General features: G+C 57.3%; 10 protein-coding genes. 1 reads left to right on the top strand and 9 read right to left on the bottom strand.

Features of this window, described 5'->3' with window-relative positions; translation table 11 throughout:
* Window positions 1-28: 28 nt before the first annotated feature.
* The 8 genes from fdxA to ACGG9J_RS06510 form a co-directional block, all read right to left on the bottom strand.
* Entirely contained in the window at window positions 29-346 is a 318-nt protein-coding gene (gene fdxA, locus ACGG9J_RS06545; RefSeq protein ID WP_015022367.1) for a ferredoxin, read from the bottom strand.
* 56 nt (window positions 347-402) lie between these two features.
* Window positions 403-1,926 carry an amino acid permease gene (locus ACGG9J_RS06540; RefSeq protein WP_390134689.1) on the bottom strand — a complete coding sequence of 508 codons (1,524 nt, stop codon included), beginning with the start codon at window positions 1,924-1,926 and terminating at the stop codon, window positions 403-405.
* A gap of 215 nt (window positions 1,927-2,141) precedes the next feature.
* Window positions 2,142-3,734: a UxaA family hydrolase gene (locus ACGG9J_RS06535; RefSeq protein ID WP_390134687.1), complete on the bottom strand. Its 1,593-nt coding sequence runs from the start codon at window positions 3,732-3,734 to the stop codon at window positions 2,142-2,144.
* 133 nt (window positions 3,735-3,867) lie between these two features.
* Entirely contained in the window at window positions 3,868-8,427 is a 4,560-nt protein-coding gene (locus ACGG9J_RS06530; protein WP_390134685.1) for a pectinesterase family protein, read from the bottom strand.
* 181 nt (window positions 8,428-8,608) lie between these two features.
* Entirely contained in the window at window positions 8,609-10,234 is a 1,626-nt protein-coding gene (locus tag ACGG9J_RS06525; protein ID WP_390134683.1) for a glycoside hydrolase family 43 protein, read from the bottom strand.
* Between the two features lie 8 nt (window positions 10,235-10,242).
* Window positions 10,243-11,244 (bottom strand): carbohydrate ABC transporter permease, encoded by a 1,002-nt coding sequence (locus tag ACGG9J_RS06520; RefSeq protein ID WP_390134681.1) that lies wholly within the window; start codon window positions 11,242-11,244, stop codon window positions 10,243-10,245.
* Between the two features lie 3 nt (window positions 11,245-11,247).
* Complete coding sequence (locus ACGG9J_RS06515) at window positions 11,248-12,168, bottom strand: carbohydrate ABC transporter permease (RefSeq protein WP_390134679.1); 921 nt, start codon at window positions 12,166-12,168, stop codon at window positions 11,248-11,250.
* Between the two features lie 72 nt (window positions 12,169-12,240).
* Window positions 12,241-13,638 carry an ABC transporter substrate-binding protein gene (locus ACGG9J_RS06510; RefSeq protein WP_390134677.1) on the bottom strand — a complete coding sequence of 466 codons (1,398 nt, stop codon included), beginning with the start codon at window positions 13,636-13,638 and terminating at the stop codon, window positions 12,241-12,243.
* Window positions 13,639-13,885: 247 nt separating this feature from the next.
* Here ACGG9J_RS06510 and ACGG9J_RS06505 point away from each other — a divergent pair, with 247 nt between their 5' ends.
* Window positions 13,886-14,935, top strand: a complete 1,050-nt coding sequence (locus ACGG9J_RS06505) for a LacI family DNA-binding transcriptional regulator (protein WP_390134675.1) — start codon at window positions 13,886-13,888, stop codon at window positions 14,933-14,935.
* A 51-nt stretch (window positions 14,936-14,986) separates the two neighbouring features.
* Here ACGG9J_RS06505 and uxaC read toward each other — a convergent pair whose 3' ends face one another.
* Window positions 14,987-16,450 carry a glucuronate isomerase gene (gene uxaC / locus ACGG9J_RS06500; RefSeq protein ID WP_390134673.1) on the bottom strand — a complete coding sequence of 488 codons (1,464 nt, stop codon included), beginning with the start codon at window positions 16,448-16,450 and terminating at the stop codon, window positions 14,987-14,989.
* Window positions 16,451-16,484: the final 34 nt, after the last annotated feature.

Genomic DNA, 16,484 nt, shown 5'->3' with positions numbered 1-16,484 from the left:
CCATCCGCGGCTGGTCAGCCTTATTCAACTACTTGTTGGGCGGCAGGGCTGCCACACCCTCCGGATCGTGATCGTAGGGGCCGACTGCAGCAGCGCCGCCGGCATCGCCCACCTGGGCGAAGAAGTCCGTCGCAGCGTCCTTGTACCAGGTCCACTCTTCGGGCAGGTCATCCTCGTAGAAGATGGCCTCCACCGGGCAGACCGGCTCGCAGGCGCCGCAGTCCACGCACTCGTTGGGGTTGATGTAGAGCGAACGGACGCCCTCGTAGATGCAGTCCACCGGGCATTCGTCCACGCAGGCCTTGTCCTTGACGTCCACGCAGGGCTGAGCGATGACGTAGGTCATGGGTTACCTCCTGAGTATGCGAATATCCACTCTACACTGCCACACAGACCCTCACGTCAGTCAAGACCGGCCTGGGTGGCCTCGGATATCTTTTCGCTAAGCTGATGACGCCCGAGCATGGAATGCCGATAGGAATAGCCGAAGTAGATGGCCAGACCCGCAGCCAGCCAGACGACGAACCGGATCCAGGTCAGCACAGTCAGGTTGAGCATGAGCCAGAGACAGGCCAAGGCAATCAGAATGGGGACCCAAGGATTGCCAGGCATCTTGAAGGACCGGGGCAGATCCGGCCGACGCCTGCGCATGATGGGCAGTGAGATGGCCACCAGCAGGAAGGCCGAAAGCGTGCCGATGTTGACCATGTCAGACAAGACGTCTATGGGGAAGCAAGAGGCCACCACGGCCACCACGATGCCTCCCAGGATCTGAATGCGGGCCGGGGTACCATGACGGCCTGTGCGGGACAGGGAACGCGGAAGAAGCCCGTCGCGGCTCATGGCGAAGACGATGCGGGTCAGCCCCAGCAGGAGCACCATGACCACGGTGGTCAGCCCCACCACAATGCCGAAGGAGATGATCTTGGCGGCCCAGGGAGCTCCCACCATCTCGAAGCCGGTTGCCAGGGAGGGGTTCTTGGCCTTGGCCAGGTCCTTGTATGAGACCATGCCGGTGGTGACGATGGCGACCAAGATGTACAGGGTGATGACGATCAGCATGCCCAGGCCGATTCCACGAGGAATGGTCTTATGAGGCTCCTTGGCCTCCTCGGAGGTAGTGGCGACAATATCGAAGCCCACGAAGGCGAAGAAGACCAAGGCAGCGCCTGAGAGGATGCCAGGGACACCGTAGATGGTGGGCTGCATGCCTGAAACCCACTGCCAGAGAGGCTGTCCCATGATTCCTGGCACGCTGGCCCCCGGGACAGCCGAAGCAGGCTCGGAAGGCGGGATGAAGGGCCTGTAGTTGTCCATCTTGACGTAGAAGAAGCCCACCACGATGACGAAGACCACGATGCCGATCTTGAGAACGGTCAAGGCGCCGTCGAACCGGGCTGAAAGCTTGGTGCCCAGGACCAGAAGGACCGTGAAGAGGGTGACGACCACCAGCGGGGCCAGGTCCACATCCAGGCCGCCTACATGGAAGCTGGAGCTGAACGAGGTGCCGCCCATCAGATGAATGAAGTCATTCAGATAGACGCCCCAGTACTTGGAGATGACCGAGGCGGCCATGAGCATCTCCAGGATCAGGTCCCATCCGATGATCCAGGCCACCAGTTCGCCCATGGTGTTGTAAGTAAAGGTGTAGGCCGAGCCTGAAACCGGGATCATGGAGGCAAACTCCGCGTAGCACATGACGGCCGCCGCACAGACAATGCCTGCGATGACGAAGGAGATGATGACGGCAGGGCCTGCGTGGAATGCCGCTGCCTGGGCACCCACCGAGAAGATGCCGGCGCCCACGGCCACTGCGACGGCCATGATGGCCAGGTCCCAAGTAGTCAGCGTCCGTTTGAGCGACCTGCCCTCTTCCCCGGTCTCTGCCAGGGTCTGTTCAACCGATTTCTTCCTGAATAATTCCATCCTGCTCCCAATCGAGACGCATTGTGTCGTAAACCTCTCCGGCCCATCACTATAGGAGATGGGGGCGCACAACTTTGAACTTTGCTCATTTCGGGATATTGCCCGCCGGAGAATCTCCCGGGATCGGCGACTCGAGCAGGGCGCAGCAATCCGCCAAAACACAACAAAGCACCCCAGCCGTTCCGGCCAGGGTGCCCATGGGTGCAACTCGGACGCTATTCAGTCGGGCCATCCTTGAATATTGCTATGTCCTGCATGCCGTTTCGCTCATTGCAGGTCTGCTCGCCGTTGACGACTGCAAGGATCTTCTTACGAAAATCATTGAAGACCTGATCTCCGGGTTCATCCAGAAGACGGCCGGCGTCAAAGTCAATCCAACGATGCTTCTTGGTGGCCAAAGGCGTGTTGGTAGCTACTTTCACAGTAGGCACGAAGGTCCCGAAAGGAGTGCCCCTTCCAGTAGTGAAGAGGACCACTTGCGCTCCTGCCGCGGCCATTCCCGTACTGGAGACAAGGTCGTTGCCTGGCGTTTGCAGCAGAGAGAGCCCAGCCCTGGAGATATGGTCGCCGTAGTTGAGCACATCCTCAACCTCGCAACGACCGCCTTTGCGGATGCATCCCAAGGATTTGTCCTCCAGAGTGGTGATTCCGCCCTTCTTGTTGCCTGGAGACGGGTTATCGGAAATGACTTCGCCGTATTTGCGGAAGAATCCCTTGAAATTGTTGATAAGGTCGACGATATCATGGAAGACCTGCTCGTCGCGTGCCTGGCTCATCAGGACCTGCTCGGCACCGAACATTTCAGGAACCTCGGCCAAGACCACGGAACCGCCTTGGGTAACCACCCATTCAGCGAACCGGCCGACCAGCGGGTTGGCCGTGATGCCTGACATTCCATCGGATCCGCCGCACTTGACGCTGACCTTGAGTTCAGACAGGGGCACCTCTTCACGGTGATCGCCTTTGGCGGCCTCGTTGATCTGGTCCAGGAGGGCATCGGCCTCATCCAGCTCGTCCTCCACCTCCTGGCATATGATCCAACGAACCCTGTTCGTGTCATACTCGCCCAGGGTGCTCAGCATGTCCTCCATCTGATTGTTCTCACACCCCAGACCGACAAGGAGTACACCCCCAGCATTGGGATGGGTGGCGATGTCCTGAAGACAACGCCTGGTGTAGACCAGATCGCCGCCGAGTTGGGAGCATCCATAAGGATGACGCGCCACGATCACCGAGTCAAAAGACCCGTTGCCGGGATGGCGGGCTGAGAAGGACCGTGCCATGGCGTTGCACAGACTATTGATGCAACCTACGGTTGGGACGATATAAAGGTCGTTGCGGATGCCTACCTTGCCCGTCGCGCGCCGGTATCCTTGGAAGGTCCCGGTCGGACTGCCCGGCTTGACCGTGTCGGTAACCGGCTGATAACGGTAGTTCAGGTTAGCGCCCAGGTTGGTGGCCAGATTGTGCGTATGGACCCATTGCCCTCTACTGATAGCCTCCTTGGCATGGCCAATGGCATAGCCATACTTGATGACGTCCTCACCCTTGGCAATGTCCTGAAGCGCAAGTTTGTGCCCACGGGGAATTTGGTCGAGCACCCTCACCTCGCCATGACCCTGCACCACGACCCTATCGCCGGGCTCCAGATTCCTGGCAGCGACAGCCACCATATCCGTAGGATTGAGCAGAATCGTGTCTTGACCGGTCCGCGCCGGTATATCCTTGATATAGTCGTGCTTCAAACCAGCGGCTTTGCCGTCGCCACAGGTGGAGACGAATCCTGTGGAGCCGCCCTCTGGTATCATGCAATGCCTCTTTGCCTCACTCATACCCTCAAACTAACGGGCGCTCTAAGATACCAGTCACTTTGTTGCCAACCTTTGCGCAGAAAAAGGTCCCGGACCCTGCCTCTGAGGCGGGGTCCGGGGCCATATCCGACTAGCGTTCCGACTTGGGATGCCGGTTAACCCCAAACAGGGCCGCCAGCCCCATAAGGATCCCTGCGACAGAAGCCAGAACGAGCCCGGTCACATCCGTACCGGTCTGGGAAAGGGCCGAACCTGGATCCTTCGATCCTGCTGAGTATCGGTTCTTTCCTCCGTTGTCCGTCTTCCCGACCGGATGGGCAGGCCCGGGCCTGGCCGTCCCTGTCCCGCCGGCATTGTTTGCGCCATCCGTTCCGGCAGAACCGGAATCCGAACCTGGCCTGACCGTAATCGCATAGGTGGATACGTTGGAAGCAACGGTCCCGTTGAAGGCCTGGAAGGTGAACTGATCACTCCCGCTGAATCCTGGCTGAGGAGTATAGGAGAACGTACCGTCCTCTCGCATGGTAAGCAGACCATGCTGAGGCTGATTCTTGGCCTTGAAGGAGAGCTTCGCGCCATCCTCGCTCTGGGCATAAGGCACCAGGGTCGCGTTCAGCGTAACGCCTTGGTCAGTGGAACCCTGAGCATCCACAGTGATCGGCATAGCCGGTGACGGCGTGGGCGAGGCTATCTTTGTCGGATCCCAGTCGTCGGCTGCATTGATGCCTGCAGAGCGCGCGAAGACCCGCTGGATCGTATAGCCGGAGGCCTCTTGCTCAGACAGAGTCTTCGCCCATGGGACGCGACTTGGTTTGGCATCGTTCTCATAGGTGGACCCATACTCGGAGAACCTTGCCGTGGACTGGTTTGACGCCTTCCCCCAATCGTTCCATCCTTCAGACAGGATGTGCCGCGCCATACTGGTGTCGATGAAAGCCACGCTTGCATATGGTCTCCAAGGACGGCCCAGATAGGTTTTGAGGGAACCGCTGTAGGGGTTCTCGGCAGTCAGCTTGCTATGCAGGAAGACGAAGCCGTACTTCTGCTCCTTCGGCGTGCTGGCGGCAGTCACATATCCGTTCAGAACGGAATGCAAATCGCAATGGTCGAAAACAGCGATGGCTGATCCGAAAACGAAATCCACCGACCCCGCAATAGTCGAATTCCTGAAGTACATTCTGTTGGTCTGCGCAGTCGGCTGATCCGGAGGATTGCTGCTGGCGGTCTCATCCGTACGGTTCTGCAAGTACAGGGTGTCCTGGTAACCCAGGATCCGGCAATTGTCGAAGGAGGCATGATCCGCGTTCACATCCAGGGCAACTGCCTGGCCGACAGTAGAACCAGCCAGAGTCTGTATGGTGATGTCCCTGGCCACGAAATCCCCGCCGGTGATCTTGACGGAATAGTCGCCATAAGTGCCCAGGGGATTGCCGTCAGGTCCCAGATCAGAGGGCTTGTCGTCATAAGTCAGGACGGTGCCATCTGGATCCTGGCCCTGGATGGTCACATAGGGACGGTCAATAAGAAGCTTCTCCCGATAGGTCCCATGCTTGACGAAAATCACCCTCCGCTGGGCGTTCCTCTCCGGAATCGAAGCTAGAGCCTGCCCAACGGTCCGGAAGTCACCATGCCCATCAGCCGAAACCACGATGGGGGTGACCCCCTCTTTGTTGGCTGGAAGGACCAGGACCCTGGCCACTGCTTTGACGTCTGTGCCGGGAACAGTCCCCTGCACATCGAAACCATCGATATTCTGGCTGGCGTAGCGAGAAGGCTCGACCTTATCCCAATTAACCGGCAGAATCCTTCTGCTTCCGTCATTGAGGGCGGCCTTGACCGCGATGGGCATTACCAGCTTGCCAGGGGTGGTTTTGACAATGCTGTCGTCGATCGAAGCTATCGCTGCCTTGGAAACATGAACTGAGGCCGTGATCTTGTCGCCCCCGGAGTTTCCGGCAACCTGGAAGTCGCCCTCGTGGCTGTATGAATCAGCGCTGATATCCTCCCATGTTGCCTTGGCAGGTATGGCGCTTCCGTCGTCCAATGTACGATAGATGGTCGTCGGCATGACCGGAGCCACACCCACCGTGGTCATCACTTCAATCGGGACGTATCCGGTTTGTACCTGCTGATTGGTGATCAGTACCGGCAGGATGCCCTGAATGCCGGAGCCATCCGTGGCTGTTGCGGTAACGAGCACAGTGCCGTTGGACTTGGCTTGGAGGAGACCGTTCTGATCAATCATGGCAGCACTGGTCTGTCCCAAATCAGGACGAAGGACCTGCCAGCTCACTGCATTAGAACGGTCGGAGCCAATCAGGCGCGCAGCGATCTGAAGAGTTCCGCCTCTGCGATCGATGACGCCAGCCGGAGCCGTCAGCTCTATGCCTTGAAGACCAGCACCTGCGGCGGCATCGGACTCGACGACCAGATCGTCCAAGGCCATGGAGACCTCTTGGGTGTTGGAATTGGCCATGTGCACTTCAAGCGCAGCCACTCCGGCGGCCTTGGTGTCGCTCAGAGGCACCTGAGTGACTGAACCCTGTCCGGCGACAGAGGCATCGATCTTCTTGGCATCGGTGTCCATGTGAACCTCAAGGGTGTACCAGGTACCAGCCTCCAACTCATTGGTGAGGGTCCGATCGCCTGATTTCCCAGTCAGAACCAACTTGGACTGCCGGAAGACGAAAGAAGCCGCAGCCTTGCCATTGCTGTCCTTGTAGGTGAGAACGGCATTGGAGGCCGTGGCAGGATCACCCGGGAACATGAACGAGAGGGAGGACTTGACCCGCCCCTGCTGCTGGCTGAAGACACGCTCAATGGTCTCATAGCCAGGGCCCTTGTCGTCCAGGAGAAGGTATCCCCTTCCGCCATCGTGGCGCACAACCGCACCGCCGCCGGTCTGGGAGTCCTTGGTCTTCCAGCCCTTGGGCAAGGAGGCGCCCTCAGCCTCGAAATCGTCATGGACCGGGAACCCGTCGTCCTTGTAGACCTTGCCGTCGCGAGTGACATTGACGGAGCGGGAAGCCGAGAGGCCATCGGTCAGGCTGGAATTGACAAAGGACACATTCTGGGTTGTATCCAGGAAGGCGCTGTGGAATCGGCAATCGTCGAAGCGGATGTCCTTGAGATACTTGACCAGGCCGTGTCCGAAGTTGGAGCCGCTGATATCGATGACGTTGTCCTTGCCGGCAGGCTTGTCCCAGTTAGGCGCCGTAATATGGGAGAACTTGAAATTCTCGGTCTGCGGCAGAGGGGTCTGCGAATCCAGGTCATCGACCGACGTCCGGTCATAGTTGGTGATGACGCTGATCTTGTTGATCACGCTGTCACGCACCTGGATGTTACGCACGTACCCGCCCCGCTTGGGGCTGACCTTTACTCTGATGCCGGGATTGACCGCGCCCGAAGTAAGATCGACAGGAACGATGGTCGAATCCTCCACGAAGACGTTGCGGACTCCTCCTGACATCTCGCTGCCGATGGTCACACCGCCATGACCGGAGTTGAAAACGTCACCACGAAAATAGATGTTTTCAGAGGGGCGGGCTATGGCGATGCCTTCGGCATCCTTCCCGGACTTGATGGCGCTGCAATCATCGCCGGTAGAGAACGATGTGCCAAGGATCCAGACGTTCGACGAGGAGTTCGGATCGAAACCGTCGCCATTATGGACCGAGGTGACCAATTGGAGGCCATACGCCGTGATGTCCTGGCTGTAGACGGGAACCACGGTCCACATCATCCCGTTGCGGATATGAATGCCATCCAGATAGACGCCACCCACGTTCTTCATGCTGATCAGGCTGCCGCCGCCCACATGCTGGCCTGGCTGATAGATGTCTGAAGGTATATCCAGATTCCCGCCGTCGCCGTTGTGGGTGAAGTCATCGTAGGCCTTGCGAAGGAGCAGGCCATTGGCTTCATCGCCGATGGTCCCCGGACCCATGATTTTGATGTTCCTGGTGGTCACTCCTGCCTTGCTGTCCATCTCACCGGCGTTGAGGAGACTGGAATAGGCGGGGTTGCGGCCCATCACGTCCTCGATGTCATGCCGTGCGGAGGTGAACGGATAGTCAGCCAGTTCCGTACTGGGCTTGAGCTGAGCGCCAGCATCAACAAAGAAGCTCATGTCGCTGTGCAGGTTCAGCGCCCCGGAAAGGTAGGTGCCGGCAGGCAGGTAGACCTGGCAGTTCTTCTCTTTGCAGGCGTCGATGGTCTTTTGGATGGCTGCCGTATCTTTCGTGCTGCCGTCGCCCGAGGCGCCGTAATCACGCACATTGTAGCGCTTTGGAGTAGCCATTGTGGTCAGGTGAAGCTTGGCTGACTGGTATGACAGCGTACCGTCGGCGCCAACCGCTCGAACTGTGAAGTCATAGCTATGCTCTGGCTGCAGGCCCAGGACCTTGAAGTAGGTCATGGAGGTGGTTCCCGCCTCCCTGCCGTCACGGTAAACCCGATACCCGGTGATCTTGTCATACCCAGCTGGCTTGCTCCAGGTCAGCACCACCGATTGGTCGGTCAGCGATGCAGGCGCCTGAGCCAGAGCCGATGGCGTCTCAACCGCTATGGGACCGGTTTCGTCCGCCCATGCGGTTTGTACTCCGATGACTCCCATGGAGCCCATACCCGCCAGCATGGCCACTGCAGCTATAGCAGCCCAGACAGCGGAATATCGTTTTCGAATCATCAGTTTTCCTCCTTGAAAACCGTTATTGGCCCTTGGGGCGCTGTCGCTGCACAAGATGCACAAAGGCTCACAAGCCTTGCAGACCATATCTTCCCGACAGATCTGATACGCCGCTCAGCCCGGAAAGTCTTGCAGCACAGTTCCCCTTACACCCCAGCGGGCCTATTGAATGCTGCTGCTCTTATTGATCTCTTGGCACCTCCTTATAGTCAAAACTCTTGAAGTCAGCATACGAACGATGAGCATCCATATCCTGAGCGCAGATGCCGACCATGGCCCCGGAGAAAACGGTCTTCCCCCGTAGCGCTCCTACATGGTCATCACTGAGATGGTTGGCAGGCAGGGCGTCTCCCAAAGGCCGGAGATCGTTGCACTCACTTCGCAAGCCATCCTGGTCCTGACTGCAATAGAAGCGGGCCCGCGACCCCCGGACTTTCACAGCAAGACCCACTCCCGCACCAGGCTGAAGAGGCAGCAAGTCGCTCCCGAACCTAAAGCGATCCCCCTCATTGATGAGGATGCGGGCCACCGGGCAGTTGCGCTTTTCCTCCTGTGCAGTGACGTAAGCGTACATCCAGTTGACAGTATCGTAGAAGAGGACCAGGCCGGCGGTCTGCTGGAAGTTGGCGGGTTCGAACTCCATCCAGGTAACGGCATCGAAGTTGAAGGTCTGCCAGCGGCGGGCCAGGAGGGTCTGCCTGTGCAGGCTGGACAGGCTCTGACCGCCATGGAGCCGCAGCCATCCCGGACGCTCCTTAAGGGAGTAATCGATCTCAGGACGCAGAGGACCGCGAAGGGTCTTGAAGGAGGCAGGCAGGCCGCCGGTCGGCGCGAATCGGACGGATTCGGAATGATCTGCAACCTGCTTGGCCGTGCTCCCCTTGACCTCCACATGAAGAGACGGATTATGGCCGCCATTCGCCAGGAGCGGCCAGTCGTCCTGATCCCAGACGATGGGATCCAGGCTGGTCTCCCTGCCCAGAACGCAATCACCCCTGTGGCCCAGAGGACGCGAGCAGAGATAGGCTATGTACCATTGACCTTTGTATTCCAAAAGACTGCAGTGTCCTGCCTTTTGGATGGGCCCGTCCGGATCGTCCTTTGAAGTGATCAGAGGCGTATGCGGGGACTCCTCCCAAGGTCCTGTCAGCTTGCGGGAACGCACTACCGTAGCTGCATGATTCCACTCGGTTCCACCTGCCGCGCACACCAGATAGTAGTAGCCATGACGACGATAGATCTGGGGCCCCTCACAGACTCCCAGGCTCGTGCCACGAAAGATGTGGCGGCGGGGTCCGACCAGACGCTTGGCATCGGTATCAAACTCCTGAATTACCACGCCGGCGAAACGCTCATGGTCCATTCGCCAGTCATAGAGCATGTTGACGAACCATGAACGCCCATCCTCATCATGGAAGAGGGAGGGATCGAAACCAGACGCCGTCACAAAGACCGGTTCGGACCAGGGGCCGGTAATGGAAGGAGCGGTGACAATATAGTTGAGCGTGTCCTTGTATATGGTCCCGGTCTTCACATCGGTGAAGACGAGCCAGTACAGCCCCTTGGCATAGGAGAGATGAGGCGCCCAGATAGCGCCCGCATTCGGGTCCCCCATCAGGTCGGCCTGGCTGGTCCTGGTCAGGGGCGAGCACACCCACTCCCAGTTCACCAAATCCTTCGAGTGATATATATCGACCCCTGGCCACCATTCGAAGGTGGAATTGGCTATGTAATAGTCCTCCCCCACTTGGAGGGCGGACGGGTCGGGATGGAATCCCGGGATGATGGGATTGGTCAGACTGCTCATAATGTTCCTCACTGCTTGACCGCGCCGGCCGAAAGACCGGATTGCCAGTACCGCTGCAGGAAGAGGAAGGCGATGATCAATGGCACGATGGCTATCAGCGAACCAGTCAGAATCATATTGTTGGGCACCACATGGTAGGTGGCGTCGCCCCCCATCTTCATCCAGACGTTCAAGCCCACAGTCAGTGGGTAGTCCTTGACGTCGGAGAGCATGATCAGAGGCAGGAAGTAGTTGTTCCAGACACTGACCAGCGCGAAGAGAAGCGTGGTGACGAAACCTGGGGCAAGCAGCGGCATGGCGATCTTCCAGAATATGGTCCAGGTGTTGGCGCCATCGATTCTGGCGGCCTCCACAAGGGATATAGGGATGGAAGTCTGAGCATAAATGATCATCAAGTACAGACCAAAGGGGTTGGACAGCTGAGGAATGATGACGGCCCACGGTGTATTGGTCATGCCTATCTTCGAGTACAGGAGGAAGAGGGGAACCGTGATGACCGTAGAAGGTATCGACATGAAAATCAGCGTGACCCAAAGCAGGGCTTTACGGCCGTGGAACTTCATGGTGGCAATGGCATACCCGGCGAAAGTGGCGAAAAGCGTGGCTCCTAAGCCGGCTACGACTGCGTAGACCAGAGTGTTGATCAGCCAACGGCCGTAAGTTCCATCCTGAAAAACGAACACGTCATGGATGTTCTGGAAGAAGGCGTTTTGGTCAGAGAACCAAAGCCCTGGGGAACTGTAGAGCCCCTCATTGGTCTTGGTCGAAGAGAAGACCAGCCAGATCAGCGGAATCAGACAGTAAATGACCATGATCAGCATAATCAGATGCAGGAGGACATCCATGACTTTTTGCGCTGGAGTCAAACGGACAGGGACGCCATTGCCGCCAGAGGCCTTTCGTAGCCTTATGGCATGATCTTTCCGCGCTAATTTAGCATCACGCCTGCTCAGTGATGCAGAACGCTTTTGGGCAGGTGCGGGTTGGGGTTCGGTTTGTGCACTGGACATGGTTTACCTCTCCTCCCAGCGGTTGCCCAGGGTCTTGACAACGGTGATGATGATCATGGTGAACAGGCCGACGACCAGAGAGACGGCGGCCGCGTAATTCAGATCATTGCCGCTGAAAGCCAGGGAATAGGTATACAGGTTTGGCGTGTAGTAGCTGGTCACAACCTCAGGCGCAATGGTCTGCATCATGCTGGGGGTGTTGAACAGCTGCAGCGCATAGATGATGTTGAAGAGCAGGGTCATGACCACCGAGGAACGGATCTGCGGGATCTTGACGGACCAGGCGATTCTGAACTCGGACGCTCCGTCCACCCTGGCCGATTCATAGAGTTCCTCGGGCAAAGCCTTCAAGGACGAATAATAAATCAAGGTGTTGTACCCCATGGATACCCAGATGCTGATGTTGATCATGGCGAAGATCATCAGCTCCTTGGACATCATGTTGGGCGCGTGACCGTTGAAAAGCCTGAAGAACTGTCCAATCAGGCCATAATCGGTGCCGTAGATATAGCTCCACATCAGAGCGGCGATGACATTGGGAACCGCATAGGGCAGGAAGAGCAGGATGCGCGGGAGGGCCACGTGCCGAATCCTCTGGGAATCCAGCATCAAGGCCGCCAGGAGGGCAAGGAAGGTCATGAGCGGCACTTCAATGATCGCAAATACGGCAACTCGCTTGAAGCCATCCCAAAGCAGGGGGTCCTGCAGGGCCCTGATGTAATTGGCGAAGCCTGTGAACTGCTCGCCGCCTATCATCTGCTGCTTGAACAGACCCAGATAAAAAGCATAGACCATCGGGATTATCGTTCCGCCGAGGAAGACGATCACGTAAGGCAGGCACCACAACATTCCAATGTGCTGGAGCCGTTCCTTGCGCGATCCCGTCCGGGACCTGGGCCCGGCGGATACACTCACTGCGCTCATGGCGCTTTCCTTTCTTGAAAAATCAAAATGGAGGCCCCGAGGCCAAGCCGGCCTGCGGGGCGATATCCGCTGTTACTTGACAGTGATCTTGAAGCCCTGCCCATCGGCATAGGTCTTCAAGGAAGACTGCCACTTGGTGAAGGAGCCAAACAGGTCTCCGCCCTTCTTCATTTGAGGCACGACGATATCCTTGAAGTCTGTGGCGTACTGCGAGTTGAAGGGGAGAACCGACCAGTCGGCATTAAGAGCATCAGCCGACTTGAAATAGACCGCATTGACCTTCTGACCGCCAAAGTAGTCGTTGGGCACGTTGGCGGCATCCTTGTCCGTCTGGAAGGATTTGGCTGCATTGAAGAAGCTTCCCGTCTTCTGGAAGAGGTCGATGGACTGCTTGTCCGAACCCATCCAGTTGATGAAAGCGACGGCTGCAGCCTGCTTCTCCTTGGCGCACTTTGAGGTTACGGAAAGCAGCGATCCGCCTATCTCGCCAGTCTTCAGACCAGTTGACCCATCGCCCCATGCCGGCGGGAGGGCCACTTCAAACTTCCCCTTGAGGGAGGGCTGCTGCTGGACGAAGGAGGTGCCCTTCCAGCAACCATCGAACTGGATGCCCCATCGGCCCTGGGCAAATCCGCGGTTGTACTGGTCGCTCTTATTGGCTACCGGCTCAAGCACATCCTCATCAATCAGTTTTTGAATGAAATCGGCGGACTCCTTGACCTTGGAATTGGTCATGTCAAGGGTCACATCTTGAACGCCCTTGACGGTCCAGGGCTTGGCGCCGGACTGACGGATGATGGAAGCCATGTAGCGAACATCAGTGGTGTCGATGAAGCTCATATACCTGTTGGGGTCGGCCTTGTGCAGGGCGATGCCCTCTTCCTCGAATTCCTTCCAGGTGGTAGGCACTTTCAGGCCGAACTGATCCAAAACGTCATGACGAACGAACATGACCTCGGGCCCCTGATCCAATGGGGTGCCATACAGTCCGTCGGCTACATGGACATTTTTCCAGGCTGCGTCATTGTAGAGTTTGCCCATGTCGGACTCAATGCTCTTGTCTGCGAAGTTCAGGAGCGAATTCGTCACTGCGAACTGGGGCAGGTAGTCATATTCCAGCTGGACGATGTCAGGAACATCCTTGCCCGACTTCAGTATGTTCTGAAACTTCGTGTAATGATCGGACGAAGCACCCGTTTGCGTCACGTTGATCTTGATATTAGGGTACTTGGCCTGAAAAGCGTCGATATTGGCCTGCTCGATGTCATAACGCCAGGTCCAGAAGTTCAGCGTTACCTTCTTGTCAGACTTGAGCGCCTTGTTAACATCGCTCATCGTCATGCCGCTGCTTTCCTTGGCTACTTTTGACGAGGAGGAATTGCCGCTCCCTCCGCAAGCCGATAAACCGATGATCATAGCCAGCCCGGCACACAGGCTCAAGGCTTGCTTCCCTTTTGTTCTCCAGCTCATACCAGCTGCCTTTCGATAATCTTCATTGATTTTGCGAATATCATTTTCGCTATTTTCGATAGTAGTTGTGACGTCGCTCACAGTCAAATCGTCTAACTATTAGAGTCAATGCCTACAATTGCCGCTTTATTCCTCTTTCTTCATTGTTTGAGCGCAGAAAATCAACACGCAGAACTTTACATACTCATTACATTATCGTCTCAAAACGGTCGAAAATTTTCGTTATACTAATCCTGTTTGATCCGTGATGCTAGGGGGAGCTGTGAGCCCAAAATCGTCGCCTCGAAGTGAAAAGAATCCAACCTTAGCCGATGTCGCAGGTCTAGCCAGAGTCTCTATCGCCACTGTTTCCAAAGTGATAAACGGAAAGAGCGATGTGGCCGAGAAGACTCGCGAGCGGGTTGAGGAAGCCATTGATCAGCTTGGGTATTTCAAGTCGGGCAGGATCGGGACCTCTTCCAACCTGATTGAATTGGCCCTACAGCATCTGGACAATCCATGGACTCTGAATCTTCTGGATGGAGCCGCCGAGGTAACTTCCAGTCGCGGAATTCGACTGGTTCTGAGCGAGATAAGTGACCCTCGCCTTCTGGCCACAACCTGGCTGGACGAGGTCTTGGCCCGCAGGCCCCTGGGAGCCATCCTGATCTTTTCCAATCCATCAGCTGACTTGTCCAGACGATTTGCATCCCGCCGCATACCGGCGGTCTTCGTTGACCCCTGGGGAAACCCCGTCATGGGAACCATGTCGGTTCAGTCCGACAACTGGTCCGGTGGTCTGTTCGCCACACGCCATTTGATCGAGCTGGGCCATCAACGCATTGGCACCATCACAGGACCTGATGGGGTCATGTGCTCCATAGCTCGCCTTGACGGCTACCGTACCGCCCTGCACGAGGCTGGCTTGGAACCGGACCCAAGATTGATACGCCAGGGCCAATTCAGCGTGGCCGACGGTGAACGGTTCGCCATGGAGCTGCTGAACCTCGCCGATCGCCCCACCGCCATCTTCGCCCAAAGCGACTTTCTGGCCATGGGGGTCTACAAGGCAGCCAAAAACCTGGGGATCAGCATCCCTGAGGAACTCTCAGTGGTCGGCTTTGACGATATACAGACTGCGGCGTTCATGGGCCCTGCTTTGACCACCATCCATCAGCCTTTGACCGAGATGGCAGCCAGGGCAGCAAAGATGATCCTGGATGCCAGGTCAGGCAAGGCTGTAGACCCCAGAGCCATCCTGCCAAACACCCTTGTTGTCCGCGAATCGACCTGCCCGCCGTCTGATTGCATGAACTAGGTACGGGCAGGAACCGTACAGAGCCAGCCGACCCTGGGGCCTGCTTGGGCGTCAGCTCTCAAAAAGGGCCAGAGCGTTCTCATAGGAGACCGCGCGCACCAGAGGAGCCAGATACTCCTTGTCATCAGGTATGACGCCCTGGGCGGCCCAATCGCCTAAGAGCCCGCAGAGCACTCTGCGGAAGAGCTCATGCCTGGGGAAGGACAGGAAGCTGCGGGAGTCCGTGGTCATCCCTACCGCATTGCCCAGGAGCGAAGTTTCAGCCAGAACTTCGAGCTGACGGCGCATCCCGGTGACAGTGTCGTTGAACCACCATGCGTTGCCCAGTTGAAGCTGACCGCGGTCGTCGCCTCCGAAGCAGCCTAAATCAGTGGCTATGGCCATATAGTCGTTGGGGTTGAGGGAATAGACGATGGTTCTGGGCAAAATGTTCGAGCTCTGGGCCTGGTCAAGAAGGGCAGCAAGGGGGGCCGCAACCGAGTTGTCGGCCATGGAATCGTAACCCGTGTCGGCTCCAAGCTTCCGGAAAGCCGTCGAGTTGTTGTTGCGGCTGGCCTGGAGGTGGAGCTGCATGGTCCAGCCCTTATCCTTATAGATTCGCATCAGCTCAAGAAGGAGGGCGGCACGATATTGGGCCTGTTCCTGCCTGTCCAGGCCTAGTCCGGCCTTGGCCTTGCTGAAAATGGCATCCAGATTCTCGACAGTCGCCGGAGCAAACTCCACCACATCGACAGCATGGTCGGAAAGTCTGGAACCATGCTGGTGGAAGTAATCCACCCGATCGCGCAGAGCGTCGACCAGTTCGCTGAAGTTATTGATCGGCTTGCCGCAGACCGACTCCATTGTGCCGATCCACTCGCCATACCCTTTGGCGGTCGGATTCAGGGCCGCATCCGGACGGAAGGCGGGAACCATCCTGAAGGGCTCCCCCTCCTTGGCGAATAGATCGTGATACTCCAGATTATCCTCAGGGGAATCCGTGGTGCAGACGATCTTGACGTTCATGCGACGCAGAAGCGCTCTTCGCGAGAAGTCCGGGGTGGCCAGCTGTTCATTGGTCTGGTCAAAGATGGACTTGGCGGTCTTGGCGGTCAGAGGTTCGGAAATACCGAAGTACCTCTGCAACTCCATGTGCGTCCACAGATAGACCGGGCTGCCCACAGCCTGTTCCATGGTCTGAGCATAAGCCATAAATTTGTCCCAAGGGTCGCCTCCCCCGGTGATCAGCCGTTCCGGAACGCCATTGGCCCTCTCCAGCCGCCATTTATAGTGGTCTCCATAATTGTGGCCATCAGTCAGCCAAGCGTCGACAATATTATCGAAGTTAGGGTCCTCATAGATCTCTTCAGCGTGCAGATGGCAATGATAATCCACCAGGGGAAGATTCTCAGCTACGTCATGGAACAACTCCCGAGACAACTGCGTCCCAAGAAGAAAATCGTCATCCAGGAAAGCCACTACAAACTCCTTAGTCGAAAACAGCAGGTCCGGCATTCGAATTTCCGCGATGCTCAAAATCCTCCTGTACAGACCAGCGGACAGGCAGAAC

It is taken from the genome of Bifidobacterium apicola, from assembly GCF_042846865.1.
Taxonomy (GTDB): Bacteria; Actinomycetota; Actinomycetes; order Actinomycetales; family Bifidobacteriaceae; genus Bombiscardovia; species Bombiscardovia apicola.
This window is presented reverse-complemented; position numbering and strand designations above follow the sequence as displayed.

Excerpts from the sequence above, each read along its gene's own strand:
- ACGG9J_RS06515 (WP_390134679.1), bottom strand. The coding sequence starts at position 12,168 with ATGAGCGCAGTGAGTGTATCCGCCGGGCCCAGGTCCCGGACGGGATCG.
- ACGG9J_RS06505 (WP_390134675.1), top strand. The coding sequence starts at position 13,886 with ATGCTAGGGGGAGCTGTGAGCCCAAAATCGTCGCCTCGAAGTGAAAAG.
- ACGG9J_RS06510 (WP_390134677.1), bottom strand. The coding sequence starts at position 13,638 with ATGAGCTGGAGAACAAAAGGGAAGCAAGCCTTGAGCCTGTGTGCCGGG.
- ACGG9J_RS06530 (WP_390134685.1), bottom strand. The coding sequence starts at position 8,427 with ATGATTCGAAAACGATATTCCGCTGTCTGGGCTGCTATAGCTGCAGTG.
- ACGG9J_RS06520 (WP_390134681.1), bottom strand. The coding sequence starts at position 11,244 with ATGTCCAGTGCACAAACCGAACCCCAACCCGCACCTGCCCAAAAGCGT.
- ACGG9J_RS06525 (WP_390134683.1), bottom strand. The coding sequence starts at position 10,234 with ATGAGCAGTCTGACCAATCCCATCATCCCGGGATTCCATCCCGACCCG.
- ACGG9J_RS06535 (WP_390134687.1), bottom strand. The coding sequence starts at position 3,734 with ATGATACCAGAGGGCGGCTCCACAGGATTCGTCTCCACCTGTGGCGAC.
- ACGG9J_RS06540 (WP_390134689.1), bottom strand. The coding sequence starts at position 1,926 with ATGGAATTATTCAGGAAGAAATCGGTTGAACAGACCCTGGCAGAGACC.
- fdxA (WP_015022367.1), bottom strand. The coding sequence starts at position 346 with ATGACCTACGTCATCGCTCAGCCCTGCGTGGACGTCAAGGACAAGGCC.